The organism is Azospirillum sp. ST 5-10, from assembly GCF_051225715.1.
GTDB lineage: Bacteria > Pseudomonadota > Alphaproteobacteria > Azospirillales > Azospirillaceae > Azospirillum.
Window position 1 is genome coordinate 130,848 of sequence record NZ_JBPJSP010000014.1, and the last position, 20,516, is coordinate 151,363.

Consider the following 20,516-nt stretch of genomic DNA (forward strand, 5'->3'; position numbering starts at 1 on the left):
CAACTGGTTGGTTGATAGCGGACGGGACGGACGATCGCCATGGACGACAACGCGCGCACCGCCGGCGGCCTGGCCGAGCGCCCGGCGCGGCGGGACCCCGAGGGCACCCGCCGGGCGCTGCTCGCCGCGGCGGTGGGGGAGTTCGCCGACAAGGGGCTGGCCGGGGCGCGGGTCGACGAGATCGCCCGCCGCGCCGGGGTCAACAAGCAGCTCGTCTACCACCATTTCGGCAACAAGGACGACCTGTTCCGCGCCGCCCTGGAGGAGGTCTACGGCCAGATCCGCGCGCGCGAGCGGGCGCTGCACCTGGCCGACCTGCCGCCGGCGGCGGCGATGGAGCGGCTGGTCGGCTTCTCCTTCGACTATCTCGCCGAGCACCCCGAATTCATCGCCCTGCTGAACGACGAGAACCGCCACGGCGCCCTGCACCTCGGCGGCTCCGACGCGGTGCGCGCCATGCATTCGCCGCTGGTCGAGATGATCGCCGACGCGCTGCAGCGCGGCGTGCGCGCCGGCGTGTTCCGCGCCGACGTCGACCCGATCAACCTCTACGTCTCGATCGCCGGCCTGTCCTACTTCTTCTTCTCCAACAACCGCACGCTCTCGGCGATCTTCGCCACCAACCTGGACAGCGCCAAGGCGGTGGCGGGGCGGCGGCGCCACGTCATCGACTTCGTGCTGGCGGCGCTGCGGCCGGACGGACCGGCAATCAACCAACCAGTTGGTTGACAGTTCTGTTCGCCCCGCCTACGCTTGGCCGACCCCACGGGAACAGGAGAGGGCCCATGACGAGCCGCGTGGACACGGCCGACGACCGCGCGCCGGCCGCCGCCCTGGAGACCGCCGCCCGCTACCGCGGATGGCTGGCGGTCGCCGCCGTGCATCTCGGCGTGCTCCTGCTGTGGGAGGCGGCGGTGCGGCTGTTCCCGATCCCCGCCTTCATCCTTCCCGCCCCCTCGGCGGTGCTCGCCACGCTCGGCAAGGACAGCTACGCCTGGCTCGACAACGCGCTGGTCACCGCGGCCGAGATCTTCGGCGGCTACGCCCTGTCGGTGGTGCTGGGGGTGCTGCTGGCGCTGCTGTTCTCGTGGTCGCGCCTGCTGACGCTGCTGCTCTTCCCGCTGCTGGTCACCCTGAACATGGTGCCGAAGGTGGCGCTGGGGCCGCTGGTGATCGTCTGGTTCAGCTACGGCATCGGCACCAACGTGCTGATCACCTTCACGCTCTGCTTCTTCCCGATCCTGCTGACCACGGTGCGCGGCCTGCGCGAGGTCGAGCCCGACCTGCTCGACCTCGTGCGCTCGCTGAAGGGCTCGCGCTGGCAGGCGTTCCGCTACATCCAGCTGCCCGGCGCCATGCCCTACATCTTCTCCGGCATGAAGGTCGCCGCCATCCTCGCCGTCGCCGGCGCGGTGGTGGGCGAGTTCATCGCCTCCGAGCGCGGCCTCGGCTACCTGATGATCCAGGTCCAGGCCTCGCTCGACACCCCGGCCATGTTCATGGCCGTGGCGCTGCTCACGCTCCTCGGCATCGGCCTGTACCTCGCCGTCCTGCTGATGGAGCACCTGCTGGTTCCCAAGGATGCGAGGATGACATGACCACCGCCTGGCTCGACGACGCCCCGCTGCCCGACCGGTTCGACGGGCCGGAGGAGGTGGAGGCCTTCATGACGCGGCCGACGCGGGCGCTGGCCGCCGACCTGGCGGCGGTGGACGGCGACGTCATGGTGCTGGGCGTCGGCGGCAAGATGGGGCCGACGCTCGCCCGGCTGGCGCGCAACGCCGCTCCGGACAAGCGCGTCATCGGCGTCGCCCGCTTCAGCGAGCCGGGCCTGCGCGAGGGGCTGGAGCGCCACGGCGTCGAGACCGTCGCCTGCGACCTGTTCGACCGCGCCGCCGTCGCGGCGCTGCCGAAGGTGCGCAACGTGATCTTCATGGCCGGCCGCAAGTTCGGCGCCGAGGGCAACCAGGGGCTGACCTGGGCGATGAACGTCCACGTGCCGGCCCTGGTGGCGGAGACCTTCCGGGAATCGCGGATCGTCGCCTTCTCCACCGGCTGCGTCTATCCCTTCGTCCCGGTCGGCAGCCAGGGCTCCACCGAGGACAGCCCGCTCACCCCGCCCGGCGAATACGCCTGGTCCTGCATCGGCCGCGAGCGGATCTTCGAGCACTTCTCGCACCGCTACGGGACGCCGGGGCGCCTGTTCCGCCTGAACTACGCCATCGACCTGCGCTACGGCGTGCTGTTCGACGTGGCGCGCAAGGTGCGCGACGGCGAGCCGGTCGACGTCACCATGGGCCACGCCAACGTGATCTGGCAGGGCGACGCCAACGCCCAGGCGCTGCGCTGCCTGCGCCACGCCACCACGCCGACGACGCCGATCAACGTCTCCGGCCCGGAGACCATCTCGGTGCGCTGGCTCGCCCGGGCCTTCGGCGAGCGCCTGGGCAAGGCGCCGGAGATCGTCGGCGGCGAGGCGCCGACGGCGTGGCTGACCAACACGGCCCAGGCCGCCGGCCTGTTCGGCTACCCCTCGGTGCCGCTGGCCCGCATGGTCGACTGGGTGGCCGACTGGGTGGCGCGCGGCCGGCCGAGCTACGACAAGCCGACCCGCTTCGAGGTCCGCGATGGAGCCTACTGACGCGGCGCCGCCGGCCGTCCTCGACGCGGGCCGGCGCGCCGGCTGCCTCGCCCTGTCGGCGGAGGCCGGCTGGAACCAGACGGCGGCGGACTGGGACCTGTTCCTCGGCCACGGCACCGTCTTCGGCCTGTGCGACGGCGTCGGCGGGCCGCCGGTGGCGACCGGGGCGGTGCTGCCCTACGACGGCGGCTTCGCCTGGATCGGCATGGTGCTGGTCACCGCGGCGCGCCGGCGCGCCCGCCTCGGCACGCGCATCCTCGAGACCTGCCTCGCCGCGCTCGCCGAGCGTGCGCTGGTGCCGCTGCTCGACGCCACGCCGGCGGGCGAGGCGGTCTACCGGCCGCTGGGCTTCGCGCCGCTGTTCGGCCTCGCCCGCTGGCAGGGGCCGGGCGGCGCCGGGCAGGGCCGGCCGCCGGCGGCCGGCGTGCGCGCCCTGGCGACGGCCGACCTGCCGGCGGCGGTGGCCGCCGACGCGGCCGCCTTCGGCGCGTCCCGCCGCTTCCTCCTGGAGGATGTCCACCGCCGCGCGCCGGGCTGCGCGTTCGTGACGGCGGACGGCTCCGGGTTCGTGCTGGCCCGCCCCGGCCGGACGGCGACCCAGATCGGCCCGCTGGTGGCGGCCGACCCGGCGAGCGCCGCCGCCCTGCTCGACGCCGCGCTGGACGCGGCGGCGGGGCCGGTGCTGCTCGACCTCGCCGACGGCTGGGGCGCGCTCGGCCGCCGGCTGGAGGCCCGCGGCTTCACCGTGCAGCGGCCGTTCCTGCGCATGGCGCGCGGCCGCTCCGCCCCGTTCGGCGATCCCCGGCGCCTCGTCCTGGCCGCCGGCCCCGAATTCGGATAACCGCCCGCGTCACCGAGGAAGACATCATGGCCCTGCACCGCACCGACCTGCCGCCCGAGGTTCTCAGCGTCCTGCGCCGGGGTGCCGCCATCCCGGCCCACCCGCTGGCCCTCGACGCCGGGCGCCGCTTCGACCGGCGCCGGCAGCGGGCGCTGACCCGCTACTACGTCGACGCCGGCGCCGGCGGGCTGGCGGTCGGCGTCCACACCACCCAGTTCGCCATCCGCGACGTCGGCCTGTACGAGCCGGTGCTCGCCGCCGCCGCCGAGGACGCACGGGCCTGGACCGACCGGCCGCTGGCGATGGTGGCCGGCGTGTGCGGCGGCACCGAACAGGCGGTGGCCGAGGCGCGCGCCGCCGTGCGGCTGGGCTACCACGCCGGGCTGCTCAGCCTCGCCGCCTTCAGGGGCGCCGGCGCCGACGCCATCGTCGACCATTGCCGGCGGGTCGCCGACGAGATCCCGCTGGTCGGCTTCTACCTGCAGCCGGCGGTCGGCGGGCTGTCCCTGGACGCCGGTTTCTGGGCCCGCTTCGCCGCCATCGACAACGTGGTGGCCATCAAGGTGGCGCCCTTCAACCGCTACCGCACGCTCGACGTGGTGCGCGGCGTCGTCGCGGCGCGGGCGGAGGAGCGGGTCACCCTCTACACCGGCAACGACGACCACATCGTGCTCGACCTGGTGACGCCCTTCACCGTGATGCGCGACGGCCGGCCGGTGACGGTGCGCTTCCGCGGCGGCCTGCTCGGCCACTGGTCGGTGTGGACGCGCAGCGCCGTGCGCCTGCTGGAGCGCCTGCACGCGGCGGCGGAGGCCGGCGCGGTGCCGCCCGAGGTGCTGGCCCTCGACTCCCGGGTCACCGACTGCAACGCCGCCTTCTTCGACGTGGCCCACGACTTCCACGGCTGCATCGCCGGCTGCCACGAGGTGCTGCGCCGCCAGGGCCTGCTGGAGGGCACCTGGTGCCTCGACCCGGCGGAGGGGCTGAGCCCGGGCCAGGCCGCCGCGATCGACCGCGTCTGCCGCGAGCACGCCGACCTGTCCGACGACGCGTTCGTCGCCGAGAACCTGGAGCGCTGGCTGTCATGACGAGCGCCGCCCCCTCCGCCGCCCCGCCGCCCCGGCCGGCCGGGGCCCCCGCCGAGCCGCTGATCCGCCTGCGCAACGTGCGCAAGACCTACCGCAGCGGCGGCCGCGCCGCCGTCGCCATCTCCGACGTCACCATGGACGTCGCCGAGGGCGATCTCGTCTCGCTGGTCGGGCCCAGCGGCTGCGGCAAGAGCACGCTGCTGAAGATCCTGGCCGGGCTGCACGACGCCGACGAGGGCGAGGTGCGCATCGGCACCAGCGCCTCGGCCTTCGTTCCCGGCCGCGACGTCGGCATGGTGTTCCAGCAGGCGCTGCTCCTGAAATGGCGCACCATCCTGGAGAACGTCACCCTGCCGGCGGAGATCCTCGGCCTGCCGCGGCGCGCCGCGGCGGAGCGGGCGCGCGACCTGCTGGCCATGGTCGGGCTGGCCGGCTACGAGCACAAGCGCCCATACGAGCTGTCGGGCGGCATGCAGCAGCGCGCCGCCATCGCCCGCGCCCTGGTGCACGACCCCAAGCTGATCCTGATGGACGAGCCCTTCGGCGCGCTCGACGCGCTGACGCGGGAGAAGATGAACCTGGAGATGCTGCGCATCTGGCAACAGAGCCGCAAGACCATCATCTTCGTCACCCACTCCATCCAGGAGGCGGTGTTCCTCGGCTCGCACTGCGCCGTGCTGACCGCCGGGCCGGCACGCATGGCCGACCATTTCGACATCGCCCTGCCCTTCCCGCGCACCCTCGACGTCAAGACGACCGAGGGGTTCGGCGCCTACACCAAGCGCATCTACCACCTGCTGGGGATGGACTGACACCGGCGAGCGGAATGGCTGGCACACCTCCTGCCCCCACCTTCCCCACGGCTCCGCCGCGGGTCCCCTCCCTCCCCTGCGCAGCGGGGGAGGGTCGGGGTGGGGGCACTCGTGGGTCTGGGTTTCCGCTCGGGGGTATGACACCGGCGAGCCGCGGCGCCGGCCGGGGGACGACGGAGGCCGTTCACCCGCCCCCGGCCAGCAGGGCCTCGTACCGCCGCACGGTTTCCCGCATCTCCTCCAGGAGTTGGCGCTGCTCGTCGGCGGCCGCGCGCGCCCGTTCCGCCTCGGTCCGCGCCTGCTCGGCGTAGGACCGGGCGTCCTCGGCGAAGACGCGGGCCTCCTCGTGGAGCCGCCGCGCCCGCTCCTCGGCCTGGCGCGCCTCTTCCGCCGCGCATCTCGCCTCTTCGCTGGATCGGCGGTGATCCTCGTCCTCGATGCGCCATTCCTCGGCTTCCCGCCGTTGTGCCTCGCCCGTGAGCCGCCCTTCTTCGGCGACGACGCGCGTGTCCTCGGCCTCGACGTGGCGCTGGAACGCCGCGTCCCGTTCCCGTTCGGCGACCTCGCGCTTCCGTTCGGCGTCGGCGCGGGCTTCCTCGGCTACGTGGCGCCGGTCCTCGGCGTGCTCCGCCGGGAGGTGCGTCCGGGTCATGGGGGCCTCCTCTTTTTCGGGCGGCACACGGGCGGGCGTGCGACCGGTCGGGGAGCCGTCGGCTCGGCTCCAGCGTCGCACGCATCCTCGGCCGCGAAGCCTCGATGCGTTCCTGGACCCCCATTCCACCTCGAACGGGTCGTCCTGGCAACCCGCCTCGTCAGCGTCGGCACGGTCAGGATTTGCTGACAGGGCGGCCCTCGTCGCCGAGCAGGAGCTTCACCTTCTCGACGGCGACCTGCGGCTTCTCATGGATGTCCAGGGTGCTGCGCACCCGGCCGTCGCGGTCGAGCAGGAGCATGGTCGCGGTGTGGTCCACGCCGTAGCCGCCGCCCTCCTGGGGGACCTTGCGGACGTAGACGCCGAGATCCCTGGCCGCCTTGGCCGTCTCGTCGGGCGTGCCGGTCAACCCGACGATGCGCCGGTCGAAGAGCGCGACGTAGTCGGCCATGACGGGCACCGTGTCGCGTTCGGGATCGACCGTCATGAACAGCGGCCGGAGCGAATCCGCCGCCGGTCCGATCGCCTCCAGGACGTTGGCGACGTACGACAGGGAGGTCGGACAGACGTCGGGACAATGGGTGAACCCGAAGACGAGGAGGGTCGGCCCGGTGCCGGCGTTGAGGTCCGCCGCCGTGAAGGGCCGGCCGCGATGGTCCGTCAAGGTCCAGTCGGCGGTGTCGGCGACCGGTCCGCCGCGCTCGACCGCGCGGCCGGGCTGCGGCGACGGCATGGCCGTCGAGAGCACCAGGATGGCGAAGAGGAGGGCGGCAACGCCGGCCGCCGCCCACAGCGCCCGCCGGAGGGTCCGCACGGCCGTCATGGCCGTTCCTCCCGCTCCGGTCCCATGGCGCCGGGGCCGGCGACCGTCACCGGCACCTCGACGGTTCCGGCCTTCTCGAAGGTGATGGAGAGGGCGAAGGTCCGGCCGGGCTTCAATCCCTCCTTCAGGTCCATCAGCATGATGTGCGTGCCGCCCGGCTTCATGTCGATCACGCCGCCCGGCGGCAGGGCCAGGGGGCCCGCCTCCTGCATCCTGGCGACGCCGCCGTCGATTGTGGTCGCGTGGGCCGTGGCATGACCCGCGGCCGGCGTCTGCAGGGACACGATGCGGTCCGGCTGCGCCCCTACGTTCCTGACGGTCAGGTAGGTGGCGCCGGTCGGCGCGGCGGGGAGGGTCGCCCGCGCCCATGCCCGCTCGACGACGACGTCGCCGACGCGCGCGGCTTCGGCCCACGCCGCGGCGGGAAGGGCGACGGCGAGCGCCAGGGCGGTGGTCAGGATCGGGTGCTTCGACATCCGTGCTCCTCGAAGGGTGGGAAGGTGTCCAGGGTCAAGCCGGCGGCCGCCGTGACGCCGCGGGATCGGGCGTGCCGTCCCGTCGACGGCCGTGGCGGAGCAGGCGCATGGCGTTCAGGGTCACGATCACCGTGGCCCCGGTGTCGGCCAGGATGGCCAGCCAGAGGTCCGTCGCGCCGGTCAGGGTGGTCACCAGGAACAGGGCCTTGAGGCCGAGCGCGAAGGCGACGTTCTGGCGGATGTTCGCCAGCGTCGCCCGCGACAGCGCGACGAGTTCGGCGACGCCCGCGACCCGGTCGCCCAGCAGCGCCGCGTCCGCGGTCTCCAGGGCGACGTCCGTGCCGCCGCCCATGGCGATGCCGACGTCCGCGGCGGCCAGCGCCGGGCCGTCGTTGATGCCGTCGCCGACCATCGCCACGGGAGCCCCGGCCTTGAGGGCGGCGATCTCCCGCAGCTTGTCCCCGGGCAGGAGCTCGGCCTTCACGTCGATGCCCAGGCCGCGGCCGATGGCCCGTCCGGTGCGGCGGTTGTCGCCGGTCAGCATGACGCTGCGGATGCCCAGGTCCCGCAGCGCGGCGACCGCCGTCCCGGCGTCGGGGCGCGGCTCGTCGCGCAGCGCGACGAGGCCGACCGGCCGGCCGTCGGCGACGACCACGACCACCGTCTTGCCGGCGTCCTCCAAGGCGGCGATGCGGTCGCCCGGCACGGCGTCCGGACCGCAGCGCTCCGCGGCGTGGCGGGGCGAGCCGACCTCGACGAGCCGGCCGGTGACGGTCGCCTGCGCCGCCCGGCCGGGAACGGCCTTGTGGTCGCGGGCCGGGCGGAGCGGCACGCCGTCGGCCGCCGCGCGCTCCAGGATGGCGCGGGCGACGGGGTGGCCGGAGCCGTTCTCCACGGCGGCCGCCAGCCCGAGCAGCGAGCGCTCGGTCCCGGCCAGCGGGACGAGGTCGGTCACCCGCGGCCGTCCCCGGGTGAGGGTGCCGGTCTTGTCGAAGGCGATGGCGCGCACCCGGCCGATCGCCTCCAGGGCGGCGCCGCCCTTGATCAGGAGGCCGCGGCGCGCCCCGGCGGCGATGCCGGAGGTGATGGCGGCGGGCGTCGACAGGACCAGGGCGCACGGGCAGCCGATCAGCAGCAGGGCGAGGCCGCGGTAGATCCACGTGTGCCAGTCCGCGCCGAAGGCGAGCGGCGGCACCAGCACGGCGAGGAGCGCCACGAGGATGACCGCCGGCGTGTAGCGCGCGCTGAACCGCTCGATGAAGCGGGCGGTCGGCGCCTTGCCGGCCTGGGCCTCCTCGACGAGGTGGAGGATGCGGGCGATCGTGTTGTCGGCGGCCGCCCGCGTGACGCGGACCCGCAGCGCCCCGGTGGCGTTGATCCCGCCGGCGAAGACGGGCGCGCCGGCGGTCTTGGCGACGGGGACGGATTCCCCCGTCACCGGGGATTCGTCGACGTCCGATTCACCCTCGATCACCTCGCCGTCGGCCGGCACGCGGTCGCCGGGGCGGACCAGGACGACCTGGCCGATCTCCAGCCGCGACGCGGCGACCTCGCGCGCGGCCTCGCCGTCGAGGAGCAGCGCCGTGCGGGGGACCAGGGCCGCCAGCGCGGCGATGCCGGAGCGGGCGGTGCCCGCGGCGACACCCTCCAGCAGCTCGCCGACGGCGAACAGCAGGACCACGACGGAGGCCTCGGCCGTCTCGCCGATGACCAGGGCGCCCGCGGTGGCGACCGACATCAGCATCTCGATGCTGAAGGGCGAGCCCATGCGGGCGAGCGCCGCGGCACGGCGGCCGAACACGGCGAGGCCGAGCGCCGCGGCGGGAACGAGCGCATGGTCCCCCAGCGCCGGAACCAGCCACGACACCAGGCCGCCCAGGGCGACGAGAAGCGCGATGAGGGCCGTCAGCCTGGCCTTCGGCGCCCCCCACCATGCCGACCACCACGCCGCCCACCGGGGCCCCTGCGCGGGTGCGGTGGCGGCATCGTCGGCCGCGGCGTCGCGGACGACCGCGACGCGCTCCACGTCCTCGACCCCGAACCCGAGCCTGCGGATCGTGCTTTCGAGGATCTCCCGCGGCGTGGCCGTTTCGTCCAGCCGCAGCCGGAGGATCTGGGACTGGTAGCTGAGGCTGACGTCCTCGGCGCCGGGAAGGCGCCGCAAGGCCGTCTCGACCTTGGCGACGCAGCTCGGGCAGTCCATGCCCGACACCTTGTAGCGCAGGCTCGGCGTTCCGGCGGTTGCGGCTGCGGGCATCTCCTGCATCGGACACTCCGGAGGATACGGGTGCGCGCAGCACCGGGGCTGCGGCTGGGCTCTCCGTCGCGTAAGATGGACCTTGAAGCAACTAGAGGGTCAAGGGCGATGCCCGCGAAATCCGGACTGGCCATCGGTGCCCTGGCGAAGGCGACGGGGACCAAGGCGGAGACCATCCGCTTCTACGAGAAGATCGGCATCCTGCCGGAACCCGCCCGCACGCCGGGGAACTACCGGACCTACACCGCCGAGCACGTGCGGCGGCTGTCCTTCGTGCGCCGCGCCCGCGAGCTCGGCTTCCCGCTGGAGACGGTGCGCGCCCTGCTCGACCTGGCGGACCAGCCGGACCGGCCCTGCGGCGAGGTGGATGCGCTGGTGCTCGGACAGCTGCGCGCGGTCGAACGGAAGATCGCCGCCCTCCAGCGCCTGCGCGAGGAGCTCGACCGCCTCGCCCACCAGTGCCGCCGCGGCGGGCGGATCGCCGACTGCCGCATCGTCGAGGCGCTGTCGCCCGGCGACGCGGAGATGAGGGACCTCCCCTGACGGCGCCGGCGACCCGCGGTGCCGCAGGCCCCGCCGAATTGTCCGGCCGTTTCGCACGCCGTCCTCGCCGGCCGCCGACTTTCCAGCATTCACAACAGGATGGAACCGGTCGTTGCAGTGAACGCGAGGGAAATCCCGATTCCCATTGTCAATTTACAAAACACATATGCTGCTATACATAGAATCCGCACCGCCTAACCTAGGACTTTCGAATGGGTCATATGTGTCGTGAAACAGCTTGTCATCTCCCGTGAATCGCCCAAGCCCCAGCCGCCACGGTGCCACGGATGCGCCGAACCGGTGATCCCGGGCCAAGCGCGCTGGGCGGGCGACGAAAACGGCCGAGCCTGGCATTACGACTGCGCCGACGAGGCGGGACTCGTGCGGCGCCTTCTCCGGCGGAACCTGTCGGTCAGCCGGGACGAGTGAGCGTGTCCGCGGGCGGCCGTCGCCTTGGCGGACGTTGCCGTGCGGTGGGCCGCAGCCCCTCTCCCCGTGCGAGGCCGGGGCTTTGCCGCACCGCATGGGCACCTCGCCGCATCGGCAGGATGCGTGGGCGCGACGCGCCGCGGCGGCCGGAGCGGAGGGCCCGCCTCCGCCCGGCGGCCTGGCCGTCATGCCGCGGTGAAATCGGTCGAGACCGACACCGCGCGACCCCGCGCCAGTATGGCCCGGTCCGCCGCGTGCTTCTTCTCGATGGCCGCCACGGTGTCGCTGCCGAGCGGCAGGCGGATCGGCGGGTTCGGCGCGTCCGCGAAGGTGACGAGGACGTCGGCGAGCTTCGCGGGATCGCCCGGCTGGGTGTGGCTGAGGCGCTCGGCGACGGTTCGCACCGTGCCGGCGGTCGCATCGTCGTCGGCGATCCGGGTCCGGCTGACCGACAGCGACGAGGCGTCTAATACCCCCGAGCCGAAACCCTGACACACCTCCTGCCCCCACCCCGACCCTCCCCCGCTTCGCAGGGGAGGGAGGGGACCCGCGGCGGAGCCGTGGGGAGGGTGGGGGCAGGAGGTGTGTCAGCCATTCCGTTCGACGGTATAAGCAGGTTTGCCCAGATCGGGCCACCGATGGCCCGGCCCGGGCAAACCTGCGGACTCTCTGGTTTTGCAGGTCTTCCGAGCCCGCCCAAAGGAGGGCGGAGTTCGGAAAAGCTGCTTAGGAAATCGGTGCGGAAATAGCCCGGCTCGACGACGGTCACGTGGATGCCCAGCGGCGCCAGCCCGTCGCGCAGCGCCTCCGACAGGGCCTCGACCGCGCCCATCAGGCCGAAGCCGGCGTTGTTGAGCAGGACGTCGATCCGGCCGAAGCGCTGCGGGTGTGATCGCTCCGGAGCGCCGCCCCGTTCGCCGGGCGGCGATCCGCGTCAGGGGTGTCGCGCCGGCGGCTCCAGCAGCCCGGCGGCCAGGCAGCGGAAGGCCGCGACCGCCTTGGCGAGGACGTCCTGCGGATCGTCGCTGGCGGCGATCCAGAGCGCCGCGTTGAGCGCGGCGCCGTTCAGAAGCCGGGCGGCCGCCTCGGCGTCCACCGGCTTGACGACCCCCTGCGCGATGAGCGCCTGCAGCGCCCGCGTCGTCGTCTGGAGGCAGCGGTTCTGGCTCGGCCACCGCGACGGGTCGCCCAGGACGGCCGGTCCGTCGAGCAGCACGATGCGCTGGACCTCGGGCTCCAGCGCCATCTCGATGTAGGCGACGCCCTCGGCCAGCAGCCCCTCCCACGCGGTCGCGGCCCGGCTGCCGACGTCGCGGGCGCGCGCCGCCATCTCCGCGTCGATCTGGTCGACCACCGCCAGCAGCAGCCCGCGCTTGTCGCCGAAATTGTGATAGAGGGCGCCGCGCGTCAGGCCGGCCTCGGCGGTCAGCTCGTCCATCGACGCCCCCGCATAGCCCTTCTCGGCGAAGGCCCGGCGCGCGGCGCGGATCAGCTTGGCGCGGGTTTCCGCCATCATCTCGGCCCGTCGTTTGGCGACCACGATCGTCTCCCCCTCGATTTGCATACGCCGCGTTTGCGAATTGACATACGGGGCGTATGTGTGATGAATTGGCATACGGAGCGTATACCAACTCACGCCCCGGCTCGTGAAGCCCGCAGGCTGAACGGGCCGACGCGGCCGAGGCGTCGCCCGCCGACGCCGGCGACACCGCACCGCCCTCGGCGCCCCCTTCTCCAAAGAGGATGCAAACCATGACCGAACGCGAAGCGATCTTCCCCGCCGACCGGCATGCGCTCTACGACGCGCACCGCTATTCCGCGGCGATCCGCTCGGGCGACCTCCTGTTCGTCTCGGGCCAGGTCGGCAGCCGCTCCGACGGCTCGCCCGAACCCGACTTCGAGCGCCAGGTGCGGTTGGCCTTCGACAACCTCCAGGCCGTCCTGAAAGCCGCCGGCTGCACGCTGCGGGACGTCGTGGACGTCACCACCTTCCACACCGATCCGGCGAGTCAGGTCGAGACCGTCATGGCGGTGCGCGAGGGGATCATCGGCGCGCCGCCCTATCCGAACTGGACGGCGGTGGGGGTGACCTGGCTGGCGGGCTTCGACTTCGAGATCAAGGTCATCGCCCGCATCCCCGAGAACGCCTGAACGGCGTGCCGACGCCGGCCGGGAACGGAACCGTCCGGGACCGACGGAACACCACCTGACGCCATCGTCGAGCCGCCGCGCGGCGCCGTCCGCAGGGTGCCGCGCGGCGGCCGTTGCGCCGTGCCCCAAACTATTTTGCTTGCAATGGTCAGCGGGGCGGCGCTAGCGTTCCTGTCAGGTGGTCTGACCACCGGAGCACCCGACTACCAGAACACCAGAGCGTCACATGCCCTCCCAAACGCCCTCCCGCGAGACCGCGGCCGCCTCCGGCCTGACACCGATCGCCCGCCAGCAGGTGCCGGAGATGGTCGCCCGCCAGCTCCAGCAGCTCATCGGCCGGCAGAAGCTGAAGGCCGGCGACCGCCTGGCGACGGAGCGGGACCTCGCCGAAGCCCTGCAGGTCAGCCGCGCCGCGGTGCGCGAGGGGCTGAAGCTGCTGGCCGGCTACGGCGTCGTCGAGGTGCGGCCCAACATCGGCATCTTCGTCAAGGAGCCGCAGCGCCTGGTGCTGCTCGACCCGTCGTCGCTCGGCTCGGAGGAGCGCCGGCGCATGCTGGTCCAGGCCACCGCGGTGCGCCGCCTGATCGACTGCGAGGCGGCGGAACTGGCCGCCCGCAACGCCTCCGACGACGACCTCGATGGCATCCGCCGCTATCTGACCGAGGCGGACTCGGAACCCATGCGCACCCGCCTGGCCTTCGCCATCGACCTCAACTTCGAGGCGATGGTCGCCGCGGCCTCCGGCAACCCCTATCTCGCCGCGGTGCAGCGCGAGGCGCACCAATACTTCCGCTCCGCCTGGGAGAGCTGCGGCTTCATTCCGCGCCCGGCCGACGCCCGCAGCGGCCAGCACTGGCGCATCTTCGAGGCGATCGCCGCGCACGACCCCGCCCGCGCCCGCACCCTGATGTTCGAGCACCTGCAGCCGGAATCCCTGTCGGGAGGACCGACGCCGCCGGCGGACTGACGGACCCGCACCCCGACCCGGACGGCTCCCGCCGTCCCTGGAGCACCGCAACGGCCGCCGACGGCGGCCGAACGCCCCCCTGTTGCCAAAAATCGAGAGGGAACCCCATGAACCATGTCCGCCTTTCCGGCACCGGCTGGCTCGCCGTCGCCGTGGCCCTCGGCACCCTGACCTTCGCCCAGGCCGCCGACGCCCGCCGCATCACCGCCGCCACCACCCTGAGCGCCAAGGACGTCAGCACCCAGGCGCTGGAGCATTGGGCCAAGCTGCTGACGGAGCGGACCGGCGGCGGGCTGACCATGAACGTCATCGCCGGCGGCACGCTCGGCGGCGACCGCGAGCACCTGCAGCAGCTCTCCAGCGGCGAGATCGACATCAACCTCTCCTCGCCGGTCGCCCTGCAGCACGTGGCGCCGCAGTACCAGTGCCTGGAGGCCGAGTACGTCTACGAGGACGAGGAGCACGGCTTCCGGGTGTGGCGCGGCGCCGTCGGCCAGGAGGTGTCCAAGGCCATCCACGACCAGTACGGCATCGAGATCGTCGGCATCGGCCGGCGCGGTGCGCGCCATCTCACCGCCAACCGGCCGGTCAAGGTGCCGTCCGACCTGCAGGGCGTGAAGATGCGGGTCACCAACAACCTGCGCGCCGCCGTGTTCGGCGCCTATGGCGCCCTGCCGATGCCCCTGCCCCTGTCGGAGCTCTACGGCGCCCTGCGCCAGCGCGTCTTCGACGCCCAGGAGAACCCGTTGGCGACCATCTACGCCAACCGCTTCCACGAGGTGCAGAGCCACATCGTCCTGACCGGCCACGTCTGGACCTACAACATCGTCCTCGCCAACAGCCAGTTCCTCCAGTCCCTGTCGCCCGACGAGCGCAAGGCCTTCGCCGAGACGCTCGACGAGACCATCGCCTGGCTCGGCGACGCCGCGATCAAGGAGGACGAGCGCATCCGCGCCGAGATCGAGAAGAACCCCGACGTGTCCTTCGTCGAGCCCGACCGCGCCGCCTTCCGCGCCCAGGCGCGCCCGGTGCTGGCCAAGTTCGCCGAGGAGAACTGCCGGCCCGGCCTGCTGGCCGACGTCGACAAGGCCGCCGGCCACTGAGGCACGCCATGATCCGTCGCGCTCTCGACGGGGTCTGGACCGGGGTCGCCGTCCTGCTGGTGCTCGTCACCGTGGGGGCGACCCTCGCCCAGGTCCTCTTCCGCTACGTCCTCGAGCTGCCGCTCGGCTGGACCGAGGAAATCTCGCGGATGGCCCTGGTGTGCGCCGTCTACGCCGCACTGACTCCGGCCTACCTGCGCGGCGAGCACATCGTCGTCGACTTCTTCCTGCGCAAGCTGCCGGGGCCGCTGCTGGCGGCCGGCGTCGGCGCGATGAAGCTGGTGACGCTGCTCGTCTTCGCCTACGTCGCCTGGGGCGCGCTGCTGCAGGTCGGGCAGACCTGGAACATGTCGCTGATCGCCGTGCCGGCGCTGTCCATGGGCATGGTGTACGCGCTCCAGTTCGCCGCCCTCGCCTCGCTGTGCCTGGCGGTGCTCGCCACCTGGCGGGACGACACGGTCTATCTCTCCAGCTCCGGACAGGTCATGGATCAATGATCTCGGTCTATCTCGCCACCGGCCTCGTCCTCCTCATCCTGGCGGGCCTGATGGTCGCCGCGGCGGCCGGCCTCGCGGCCATCGTCGGCGGCAGCATCCTCTTCGGCGATCTCTTCGACCCTCGCATCCCGACGATGCTGAGCCGTCTGGCGATCGACCGCATCGACAACTTCCTGCTGCTGGCCATCCCCTTCTTCATCCTGGCCGGCCGGCTGATGAACACGGGCGGCATCACCGAGCGCCTGTTCTCCTTTGTGGCGCTGCTGGTGCAGCCGGTGCGCGGCGGCCTCGGCCACGCCAACGTGCTGGCGTCCTTCATCTTCGCCGGCATGTCCGGCTCGGCCACCGCCGACGTCGTCGGGCTGGGCGCGGTGGAGATGCGGGCGATGAAGCAGAACGGCTATCCCGAGCCGTTCAGCGCCGGGGTGACCGCCGCCTCCTCGCTGCTGGGGCCGATCCTGCCGCCCTCCATCGTGCTGATCGCCTACGCCGTGCAGGCCGAGCAGTCGGTGGCCACCCTGTTCCTGGCGACCATCGGCCCGGGCATCCTGATCGCCCTGTGCTTCATGGCGTGGGTCGCCTTCGTGGCGGTGCGCAGCGGCCTGCCCAAGGGCTCGATCCCGGCGGCGGGCGAGGTGGGCCGCGCCGCGGTGCGGGCGATCCTGCCGCTGCTGACGCCAGCGATCATCCTCGCCGGCATCTACACCGGTGTGGCGACCCCCACCGAGGCGGCGTCGATCGCCGTCGTCTACGCCTTCGTCCTGACCAAGTTCGTCTACCGCGAGCTGACCTGGGGGCAGTTCGTGGCACAGCTCCGCGGCACCGCGCTCGACACCGCGACCTTGATGATCATCATCGCCCTGACCTCGGCCTTCGGCGTGGTGATGCTGCGCCTCGGCCTGCCGCAGGCGCTGGCCAGCCTGGTCATCGGCATCTCCGAGGACCCGACCACGGTCATGTTCCTCTTCCTCGGGATCTGGATGGTGGTCGGCTGCTTCATGGCGCAGACCCCGGCGATCATCATCCTGACGCCGATGCTGCTGCCGATCGCCGAGCGGGTCGGCATCGACCCCGTGCATTTCGGCGTCGTCATGTCGCTGGCGCTGACCATCGGCCTGCTGACGCCGCCGGTCGGCATGGTGCTCTACGCGCTGAACAAGATCGCCTTCGTGCCGCTGGCCGTGCTGTTCCGGGTGGCGGTGCCCTACGTGCTGATCGCCGTCGCCGCCACCTGCCTCCTGATCCTGTTCCCCGAACTCGTGCTGTCCCTGCCGCACGCGTTCGGCCTCCGCTAAGCTAAGGAAACCGCGACCCATGAAGATCGAACGAGCCCGCCCCCGCCGCGTCGGACAGTTCCTGTTCGCCGAGATCACCGCGACCGGCGGCGTCACCGGCTACGGCGAGAGCGGCGCGTGGGGCCACCTGGAGGCCTCCGAGGCGGCGCTGGCCAAGTTCTGCGACTATCTCGTCGGCAAGGACCCGCGCCGCATCGAGTACCACTGGAACATGATGCACCGCTTCGCCCACTTCAACGGCGCGGCGGTGGGCGGCGCCATCTCGGCGGTCGACATCGCGCTGTGGGACCTCAAGGCCAAGGCGCTCGGCGTGCCGCTCTACGAGCTGCTGGGCGGCAAGGTGCGCGACCGCATGCGCGTCTACGCCCACGTCTACTCGACGACGCGCGAGCAGGTGACGGCGCACGCCGTGGCCAAGCACCGCGAGGGCTTCACCGCCATCGGCCACTTCAACCCCTTCCTCGACGAGCCGGAGGCGCAGCCCCTGTTCATGACCCACGCCGGCCTGGTCGCCGAGGGCGTCGAGACGGTGCGGGCGGTGCGCCAGGCGGTGGGGACCGAGGTCGACCTGCTGCTCGAGCTGCACCGGCGCCTCACCCCGGCCGAGGCCATCGCCTTCGCCGACAAAGCGGTGGAGTACGACCCCTACTGGATCGAGGACCCGATCCGGCCGGAGAACATCGACGGCATGGCCGAGGTCGCCCGCAAGGTGCGCATCCCCGTCGCCACCGGCGAGCGCTACTTCAACGTCTACCAGTTCAAGATGGCGATCGAGCGCCGCGCCCTCTCGTTCGCCCGGGTGTCCCTGGGGGTGTGCGGCGGCATCACCGCCGCCATGAAGATCGCCGCCATCGCCGAGGCCAACGACGTCCAGGTGGCCCCGCACAACCCGATCTCGCCGATCGGCCTCGCCGCCTGCGCGGCGCTGGGCTTCGCCAAGGCCAACGTGGCGATCGTCGAATACCCGACGGGGCACGAGAACTACGTCATGGAGTCGACGCCGACCGTGCTCGGCGCCAACATCGTCGACGGCTCGTTCACCGTGGAGAAGGGCTTCCTCGCCCCCTCCGACCGCCCCGGCCTCGGCCTGGACCTGGTGGAGAACGCCGAAGAGGTCCGCCCGCCGATCTCCCGCAGGGTGTCCATGCGCCACCACCGGGACGGCGGCGTCGTCGACCAGTGACGACCGGCGCGCCGGCGCCGGGCGCCGCGAAAACGCTCGCCCGGACCGCCCTCACCCTGCTGCTGGCCGCCCTCGGCGGCGGCCTGTTCCAGCTCGCCGGCCTGCCGGCGGCGCTGCTGATGGGGGCGATGGTGGCGGTCTCGGCGGGGGCGCTGGCCGGGGCGCCGCTGCACCTGCCCGGCCCCCTGAGCGCCGCCGCCTTCATCCTGCTGGGGCTCACCATGGGCACGGGGGTGACGCCGGACACGCTGCGCCAGATGGCGACCTGGCCGCTCAGCATGGTGCTGCTGGCCGCCTCCATGGTCGGCTGCATCGCCCTGTGCTCGCGCTGGCTGGAGCGGGTGCACGGCTGGGACCGCGCCACCGCGCGCTACGCCGCCATCCCCGGCGCCCTCGGCCAGGTGCTGGTGCTGGCGGCGGAGAGCCGCGCCGACCTCTTGCGGGTGGCGCTGGCGCAGAGCCTGCGGCTGTTCACCCTGGTCGCCGTCATGCCGTGGGTGCTGGAGCTGCTGGCCCCGGCCCCCGCCGCACCCGCGCCGGCGGCCGCAGCGGGGGCGGCGGCCGGCGGCGACCTCGCCGAGCTGCTGCTGGTCGGCGCCGCCAGCACGGCGACGGCGCTGGCGTTCCAGCGGCTGCGGGCGCCCGGCGGCGTGATGATGGGGGCGATGCTGGCGAGTGCCGTGCTCTACGGCAGCGGCGTCGCCGACCACCGCCTGCCGGGCTGGCTGCTGACCGCCAGCTTCGTCGTCACCGGCGCCGTCATCGGCGTGCGCTTCCGCGGCGTCTCGCCGCGCGCCCTGCTGGGCGCCCTGCGCCCGTCGCTGGAGAGCGTCGGCCTGGCGCTGCTGTTCACCGGGGCGGTGTCCGCCCTCGGCAGCGCGCTGCTCGGCCTGCCCTTCGGGCAGCTCTGGCTGGCCTACGCGCCGGGCGGGGTGGAGGCGATGACCATCGTCGCCTTCGCGCTCGGCCTCGACGTCGCCTTCGTCGCCACCCACCACGTCGTCCGCTTCGCCGGCCTCGGCCTGCTGACGCCGTGGTGGCAGCCCGCCGCCAAGGCGGACGGGGAGCCCGGAACGTCGGGCTGAGAGGCCGTTTGAAAACGGGTGGCCGCGGCGGCGTGTCATGATTCAAACTTCCTGTGTGGATGGAAGCGACGCGCGACCGGATGGCCAAGATCGAGAAGAAGACGAAGCGGTATCCGACGAACCTGGCCGATGAGGAATGGGCGCTGATAGAACCGCTGATGCCGAAGAAGGCGCCGACGGGGCGCCCAAGGGGGGTGGACCTTCGGGAGGTCTTGAATGGGCTGCGCTGCCTGGCCCGGACGGGCTGTGGCTGGCGGCTGCTACCGAAAAGATTTCCCACCGTGGTAGACGGTGTATTGGTGGTTCCGGCACCTCCTTCGGCGTTTGCTGTTCCAGACGATCCACGACGTGGTGTTGATGATCGACCGCGAACTGGCCGGCCGTGAAGCCAGTCCGACCGCCGGGGTTGTGGACAGCCAGTCGGTGAACGCTCCCGCCGTCAAGGAGCGCGGCTACGATGCCGGCAAGAAGGTCAAAGGGCGCAAGCGGCACATCGTTGTGGACACCGATGGCCGCCTGCTGATGATGAATTTGACCACCGCGGACGTCTCCGACGCTGTCGGAGCTCAGAAGATCCTCGACGCGATGCACCAGCGCTGGCCGTGGATGCAGCACCTCTTCGCCAATAGCGCCTACGATCGTAAGAAGCTCCTGGACAAGGCCGCTTTCCTCGACGTCACCATTGAAGTGGTCTGGCGAACCGACACCGAACCGGGATTCAAGGTCGTGCCGCGGCTATGGGTCGTCGAGCGGACCTTCGGCTGGATGATCACTGGCGACGTCTGGTCCGCGACTACGAAGCGTGGATCGAGGTATCCGGCCTTATTTTTTGGACAATGTTTTGCGTTGGGTTATTATCGTCGCATCATCTAAATGGCACTTTCCAGATCGGTCCTAGAGAAATCTTTCCCTACGAACAACAAGCGACATCCGTGCTCTTTTGCTACTTTGTATGAGAAGCAACCTCCAAAATTCAGCGCCACTGGATGGACACCCTTGCCCCATTGCGCATAAGCTTGAGCAATTCGGCGCACTGCTGCTGGCGTCACATTGACAATCTCAAGCCCGAGCCCATGAATGATTTGAGCCATTTCTTCGCCAAAATTCCGGCGGGCAGCAACGATCAGCGCTTCGGCGACCGTGCCAGCCGAGATAAGGAGGTCTTCTTCTGCTTCCAATACCGCGATGCAGGCATCTGCTTCTGGATCGTTGAGCAGGATTGCCATCAGTGCCGATGTATCGACCGCTATCGTTCCGGTATGCCTGCATCATCATAAAGGAAGTCCTGACTTCGAGCCGCAGTAGGCCCGGCGGTTGCTTTTCTCGCAGCAGAAGCGCGCGCTGCGTGAAGTAGAGATCGGCGCGAACTTCTGTCAACGGTTGCTTTGATCGGCACTAAGCGAACGGCTGCATGACCATGCCGCGTCAGGATGACCTCGTCCCCAGCCTCAGCTCGCCTCACCAATTCGGTCAATTGGCCCTTAGAGCCTATTCCAGTAGGGATCCGGTTTCGCCTGCTCTGTTGAACGTCCAGTGCATTGCGGCCCGGAGGTTTCAATGGGCAAGTTGGTTCAAGACGACGGCTGGCGGCTGCCGGGTGAGTTGTGGGAACGCATGGAGCCGCTGCTTCCGGAGCGCCCGGCGCACCCGCTGGGCTGCCATAACCCGCGGGT

The 20,516-nt window shown here is 71.8% G+C and carries 23 protein-coding genes and 1 pseudogene; 16 read left to right on the forward strand and 8 right to left on the reverse strand.

Features of this window, described 5'->3' with window-relative positions; translation table 11 throughout:
- Positions 1–39: 39 nt before the first annotated feature.
- From ACSBPG_RS17160 to ACSBPG_RS17185, 6 genes are read left to right on the forward strand one after another with little or no spacing between them, the layout of a single operon-like run.
- Entirely contained in the window at positions 40–729 is a 690-nt protein-coding gene (locus ACSBPG_RS17160) for a TetR/AcrR family transcriptional regulator (protein WP_435538414.1), read from the forward strand.
- A 56-nt stretch (positions 730–785) separates the two neighbouring features.
- Complete coding sequence (locus tag ACSBPG_RS17165) at positions 786–1,598, forward strand: ABC transporter permease (protein ID WP_435538415.1); 813 nt, start codon at positions 786–788, stop codon at positions 1,596–1,598.
- Entirely contained in the window at positions 1,595–2,641 is a 1,047-nt protein-coding gene (locus tag ACSBPG_RS17170) for an NAD-dependent epimerase/dehydratase family protein (protein ID WP_435538416.1), read from the forward strand. The genes ACSBPG_RS17165 and ACSBPG_RS17170 overlap by 4 nt, the downstream gene beginning before the upstream one ends.
- Positions 2,628–3,482: a GNAT family N-acetyltransferase gene (locus ACSBPG_RS17175; RefSeq protein WP_435538417.1), complete on the forward strand. Its 855-nt coding sequence runs from the start codon at positions 2,628–2,630 to the stop codon at positions 3,480–3,482. The genes ACSBPG_RS17170 and ACSBPG_RS17175 overlap by 14 nt, the downstream gene beginning before the upstream one ends.
- Positions 3,483–3,508: 26 nt before the next feature.
- Complete coding sequence (locus ACSBPG_RS17180) at positions 3,509–4,570, forward strand: dihydrodipicolinate synthase family protein (RefSeq protein WP_435538418.1); 1,062 nt, start codon at positions 3,509–3,511, stop codon at positions 4,568–4,570.
- The gene (locus ACSBPG_RS17185) at positions 4,567–5,382 is read left to right on the forward strand and encodes an ABC transporter ATP-binding protein (protein ID WP_435538419.1); all 816 of its coding nucleotides are present in this window, start codon (positions 4,567–4,569) and stop codon (positions 5,380–5,382) included. The genes ACSBPG_RS17180 and ACSBPG_RS17185 overlap by 4 nt, the downstream gene beginning before the upstream one ends.
- 184 nt (positions 5,383–5,566) lie before the next feature.
- Here the strand turns inward: ACSBPG_RS17185 and ACSBPG_RS17190 are convergent, their stop codons facing one another.
- The 4 genes from ACSBPG_RS17190 to ACSBPG_RS17205 all read right to left on the reverse strand — a co-directional run bounded on the left by ACSBPG_RS17190 (position 5,567) and on the right by ACSBPG_RS17205 (position 9,590).
- Positions 5,567–6,034 (reverse strand): hypothetical protein, encoded by a 468-nt coding sequence (locus ACSBPG_RS17190; RefSeq protein WP_435538420.1) that lies wholly within the window; start codon positions 6,032–6,034, stop codon positions 5,567–5,569.
- A gap of 175 nt (positions 6,035–6,209) precedes the next feature.
- Positions 6,210–6,857 carry an SCO family protein gene (locus ACSBPG_RS17195; protein WP_435538421.1) on the reverse strand — a complete coding sequence of 216 codons (648 nt, stop codon included), beginning with the start codon at positions 6,855–6,857 and terminating at the stop codon, positions 6,210–6,212.
- A complete protein-coding gene (locus tag ACSBPG_RS17200; protein ID WP_435538422.1) occupies positions 6,854–7,333 on the reverse strand; it encodes a copper chaperone PCu(A)C in 480 nt (159 codons plus the stop codon). The genes ACSBPG_RS17195 and ACSBPG_RS17200 overlap by 4 nt, the downstream gene beginning before the upstream one ends.
- A gap of 34 nt (positions 7,334–7,367) precedes the next feature.
- Positions 7,368–9,590: a heavy metal translocating P-type ATPase gene (locus ACSBPG_RS17205; protein WP_435538423.1), complete on the reverse strand. Its 2,223-nt coding sequence runs from the start codon at positions 9,588–9,590 to the stop codon at positions 7,368–7,370.
- 108 nt (positions 9,591–9,698) lie between these two features.
- Here ACSBPG_RS17205 and ACSBPG_RS17210 point away from each other — a divergent pair, with 108 nt between their 5' ends.
- On the forward strand, positions 9,699–10,133 hold the full coding sequence (locus ACSBPG_RS17210) for a MerR family transcriptional regulator (protein ID WP_435538424.1): 435 nt from the start codon (positions 9,699–9,701) through the stop codon (positions 10,131–10,133).
- A 614-nt stretch (positions 10,134–10,747) separates the two neighbouring features.
- Here the strand turns inward: ACSBPG_RS17210 and ACSBPG_RS17215 are convergent.
- Positions 10,748–11,059, reverse strand: a complete 312-nt coding sequence (locus ACSBPG_RS17215) for a hypothetical protein (protein ID WP_435538425.1) — start codon at positions 11,057–11,059, stop codon at positions 10,748–10,750.
- Positions 11,060–11,331: 272 nt separating this feature from the next.
- Here ACSBPG_RS17215 and ACSBPG_RS17220 point away from each other — a divergent pair, with 272 nt between their 5' ends.
- Entirely contained in the window at positions 11,332–11,454 is a 123-nt protein-coding gene (locus ACSBPG_RS17220) for a hypothetical protein (RefSeq protein ID WP_435538426.1), read from the forward strand.
- A gap of 42 nt (positions 11,455–11,496) precedes the next feature.
- Here ACSBPG_RS17220 and ACSBPG_RS17225 read toward each other — a convergent pair whose 3' ends face one another.
- Entirely contained in the window at positions 11,497–12,102 is a 606-nt protein-coding gene (locus tag ACSBPG_RS17225; RefSeq protein ID WP_435538427.1) for a TetR/AcrR family transcriptional regulator, read from the reverse strand.
- Positions 12,103–12,314: 212 nt separating this feature from the next.
- Here ACSBPG_RS17225 and ACSBPG_RS17230 point away from each other — a divergent pair, with 212 nt between their 5' ends.
- The 8 genes and pseudogenes from ACSBPG_RS17230 to ACSBPG_RS17265 form a co-directional block, all read left to right on the forward strand.
- Entirely contained in the window at positions 12,315–12,713 is a 399-nt protein-coding gene (locus tag ACSBPG_RS17230; protein WP_435538428.1) for a RidA family protein, read from the forward strand.
- A gap of 226 nt (positions 12,714–12,939) precedes the next feature.
- Positions 12,940–13,680: a FadR/GntR family transcriptional regulator gene (locus ACSBPG_RS17235; protein ID WP_435538429.1), complete on the forward strand. Its 741-nt coding sequence runs from the start codon at positions 12,940–12,942 to the stop codon at positions 13,678–13,680.
- 107 nt (positions 13,681–13,787) lie between these two features.
- On the forward strand, positions 13,788–14,783 hold the full coding sequence (locus ACSBPG_RS17240; protein ID WP_435538430.1) for a TRAP transporter substrate-binding protein: 996 nt from the start codon (positions 13,788–13,790) through the stop codon (positions 14,781–14,783).
- Between the two features lie 8 nt (positions 14,784–14,791).
- Complete coding sequence (locus tag ACSBPG_RS17245; protein WP_435538431.1) at positions 14,792–15,280, forward strand: TRAP transporter small permease; 489 nt, start codon at positions 14,792–14,794, stop codon at positions 15,278–15,280.
- Positions 15,277–16,575: a TRAP transporter large permease gene (locus ACSBPG_RS17250; protein ID WP_435538432.1), complete on the forward strand. Its 1,299-nt coding sequence runs from the start codon at positions 15,277–15,279 to the stop codon at positions 16,573–16,575. The genes ACSBPG_RS17245 and ACSBPG_RS17250 overlap by 4 nt, the downstream gene beginning before the upstream one ends.
- A gap of 19 nt (positions 16,576–16,594) precedes the next feature.
- Complete coding sequence (locus tag ACSBPG_RS17255; RefSeq protein ID WP_435538433.1) at positions 16,595–17,758, forward strand: mandelate racemase/muconate lactonizing enzyme family protein; 1,164 nt, start codon at positions 16,595–16,597, stop codon at positions 17,756–17,758.
- Positions 17,755–18,843 (forward strand): AbrB family transcriptional regulator, encoded by a 1,089-nt coding sequence (locus ACSBPG_RS17260; RefSeq protein ID WP_435538434.1) that lies wholly within the window; start codon positions 17,755–17,757, stop codon positions 18,841–18,843. The genes ACSBPG_RS17255 and ACSBPG_RS17260 overlap by 4 nt, the downstream gene beginning before the upstream one ends.
- A gap of 53 nt (positions 18,844–18,896) precedes the next feature.
- Positions 18,897–19,682, forward strand: a pseudogene (locus tag ACSBPG_RS17265) (IS5 family transposase); the annotation flags it as partial.
- 30 nt (positions 19,683–19,712) lie between these two features.
- Here the strand turns inward: ACSBPG_RS17265 and ACSBPG_RS17270 are convergent.
- A complete protein-coding gene (locus ACSBPG_RS17270) occupies positions 19,713–20,093 on the reverse strand; it encodes a type II toxin-antitoxin system VapC family toxin (protein ID WP_435538436.1) in 381 nt (126 codons plus the stop codon).
- A complete protein-coding gene (locus ACSBPG_RS17275) occupies positions 20,090–20,401 on the reverse strand; it encodes a type II toxin-antitoxin system Phd/YefM family antitoxin (RefSeq protein ID WP_435538435.1) in 312 nt (103 codons plus the stop codon). The genes ACSBPG_RS17270 and ACSBPG_RS17275 overlap by 4 nt, the downstream gene beginning before the upstream one ends.
- Positions 20,402–20,516 lie beyond the last annotated feature (115 nt).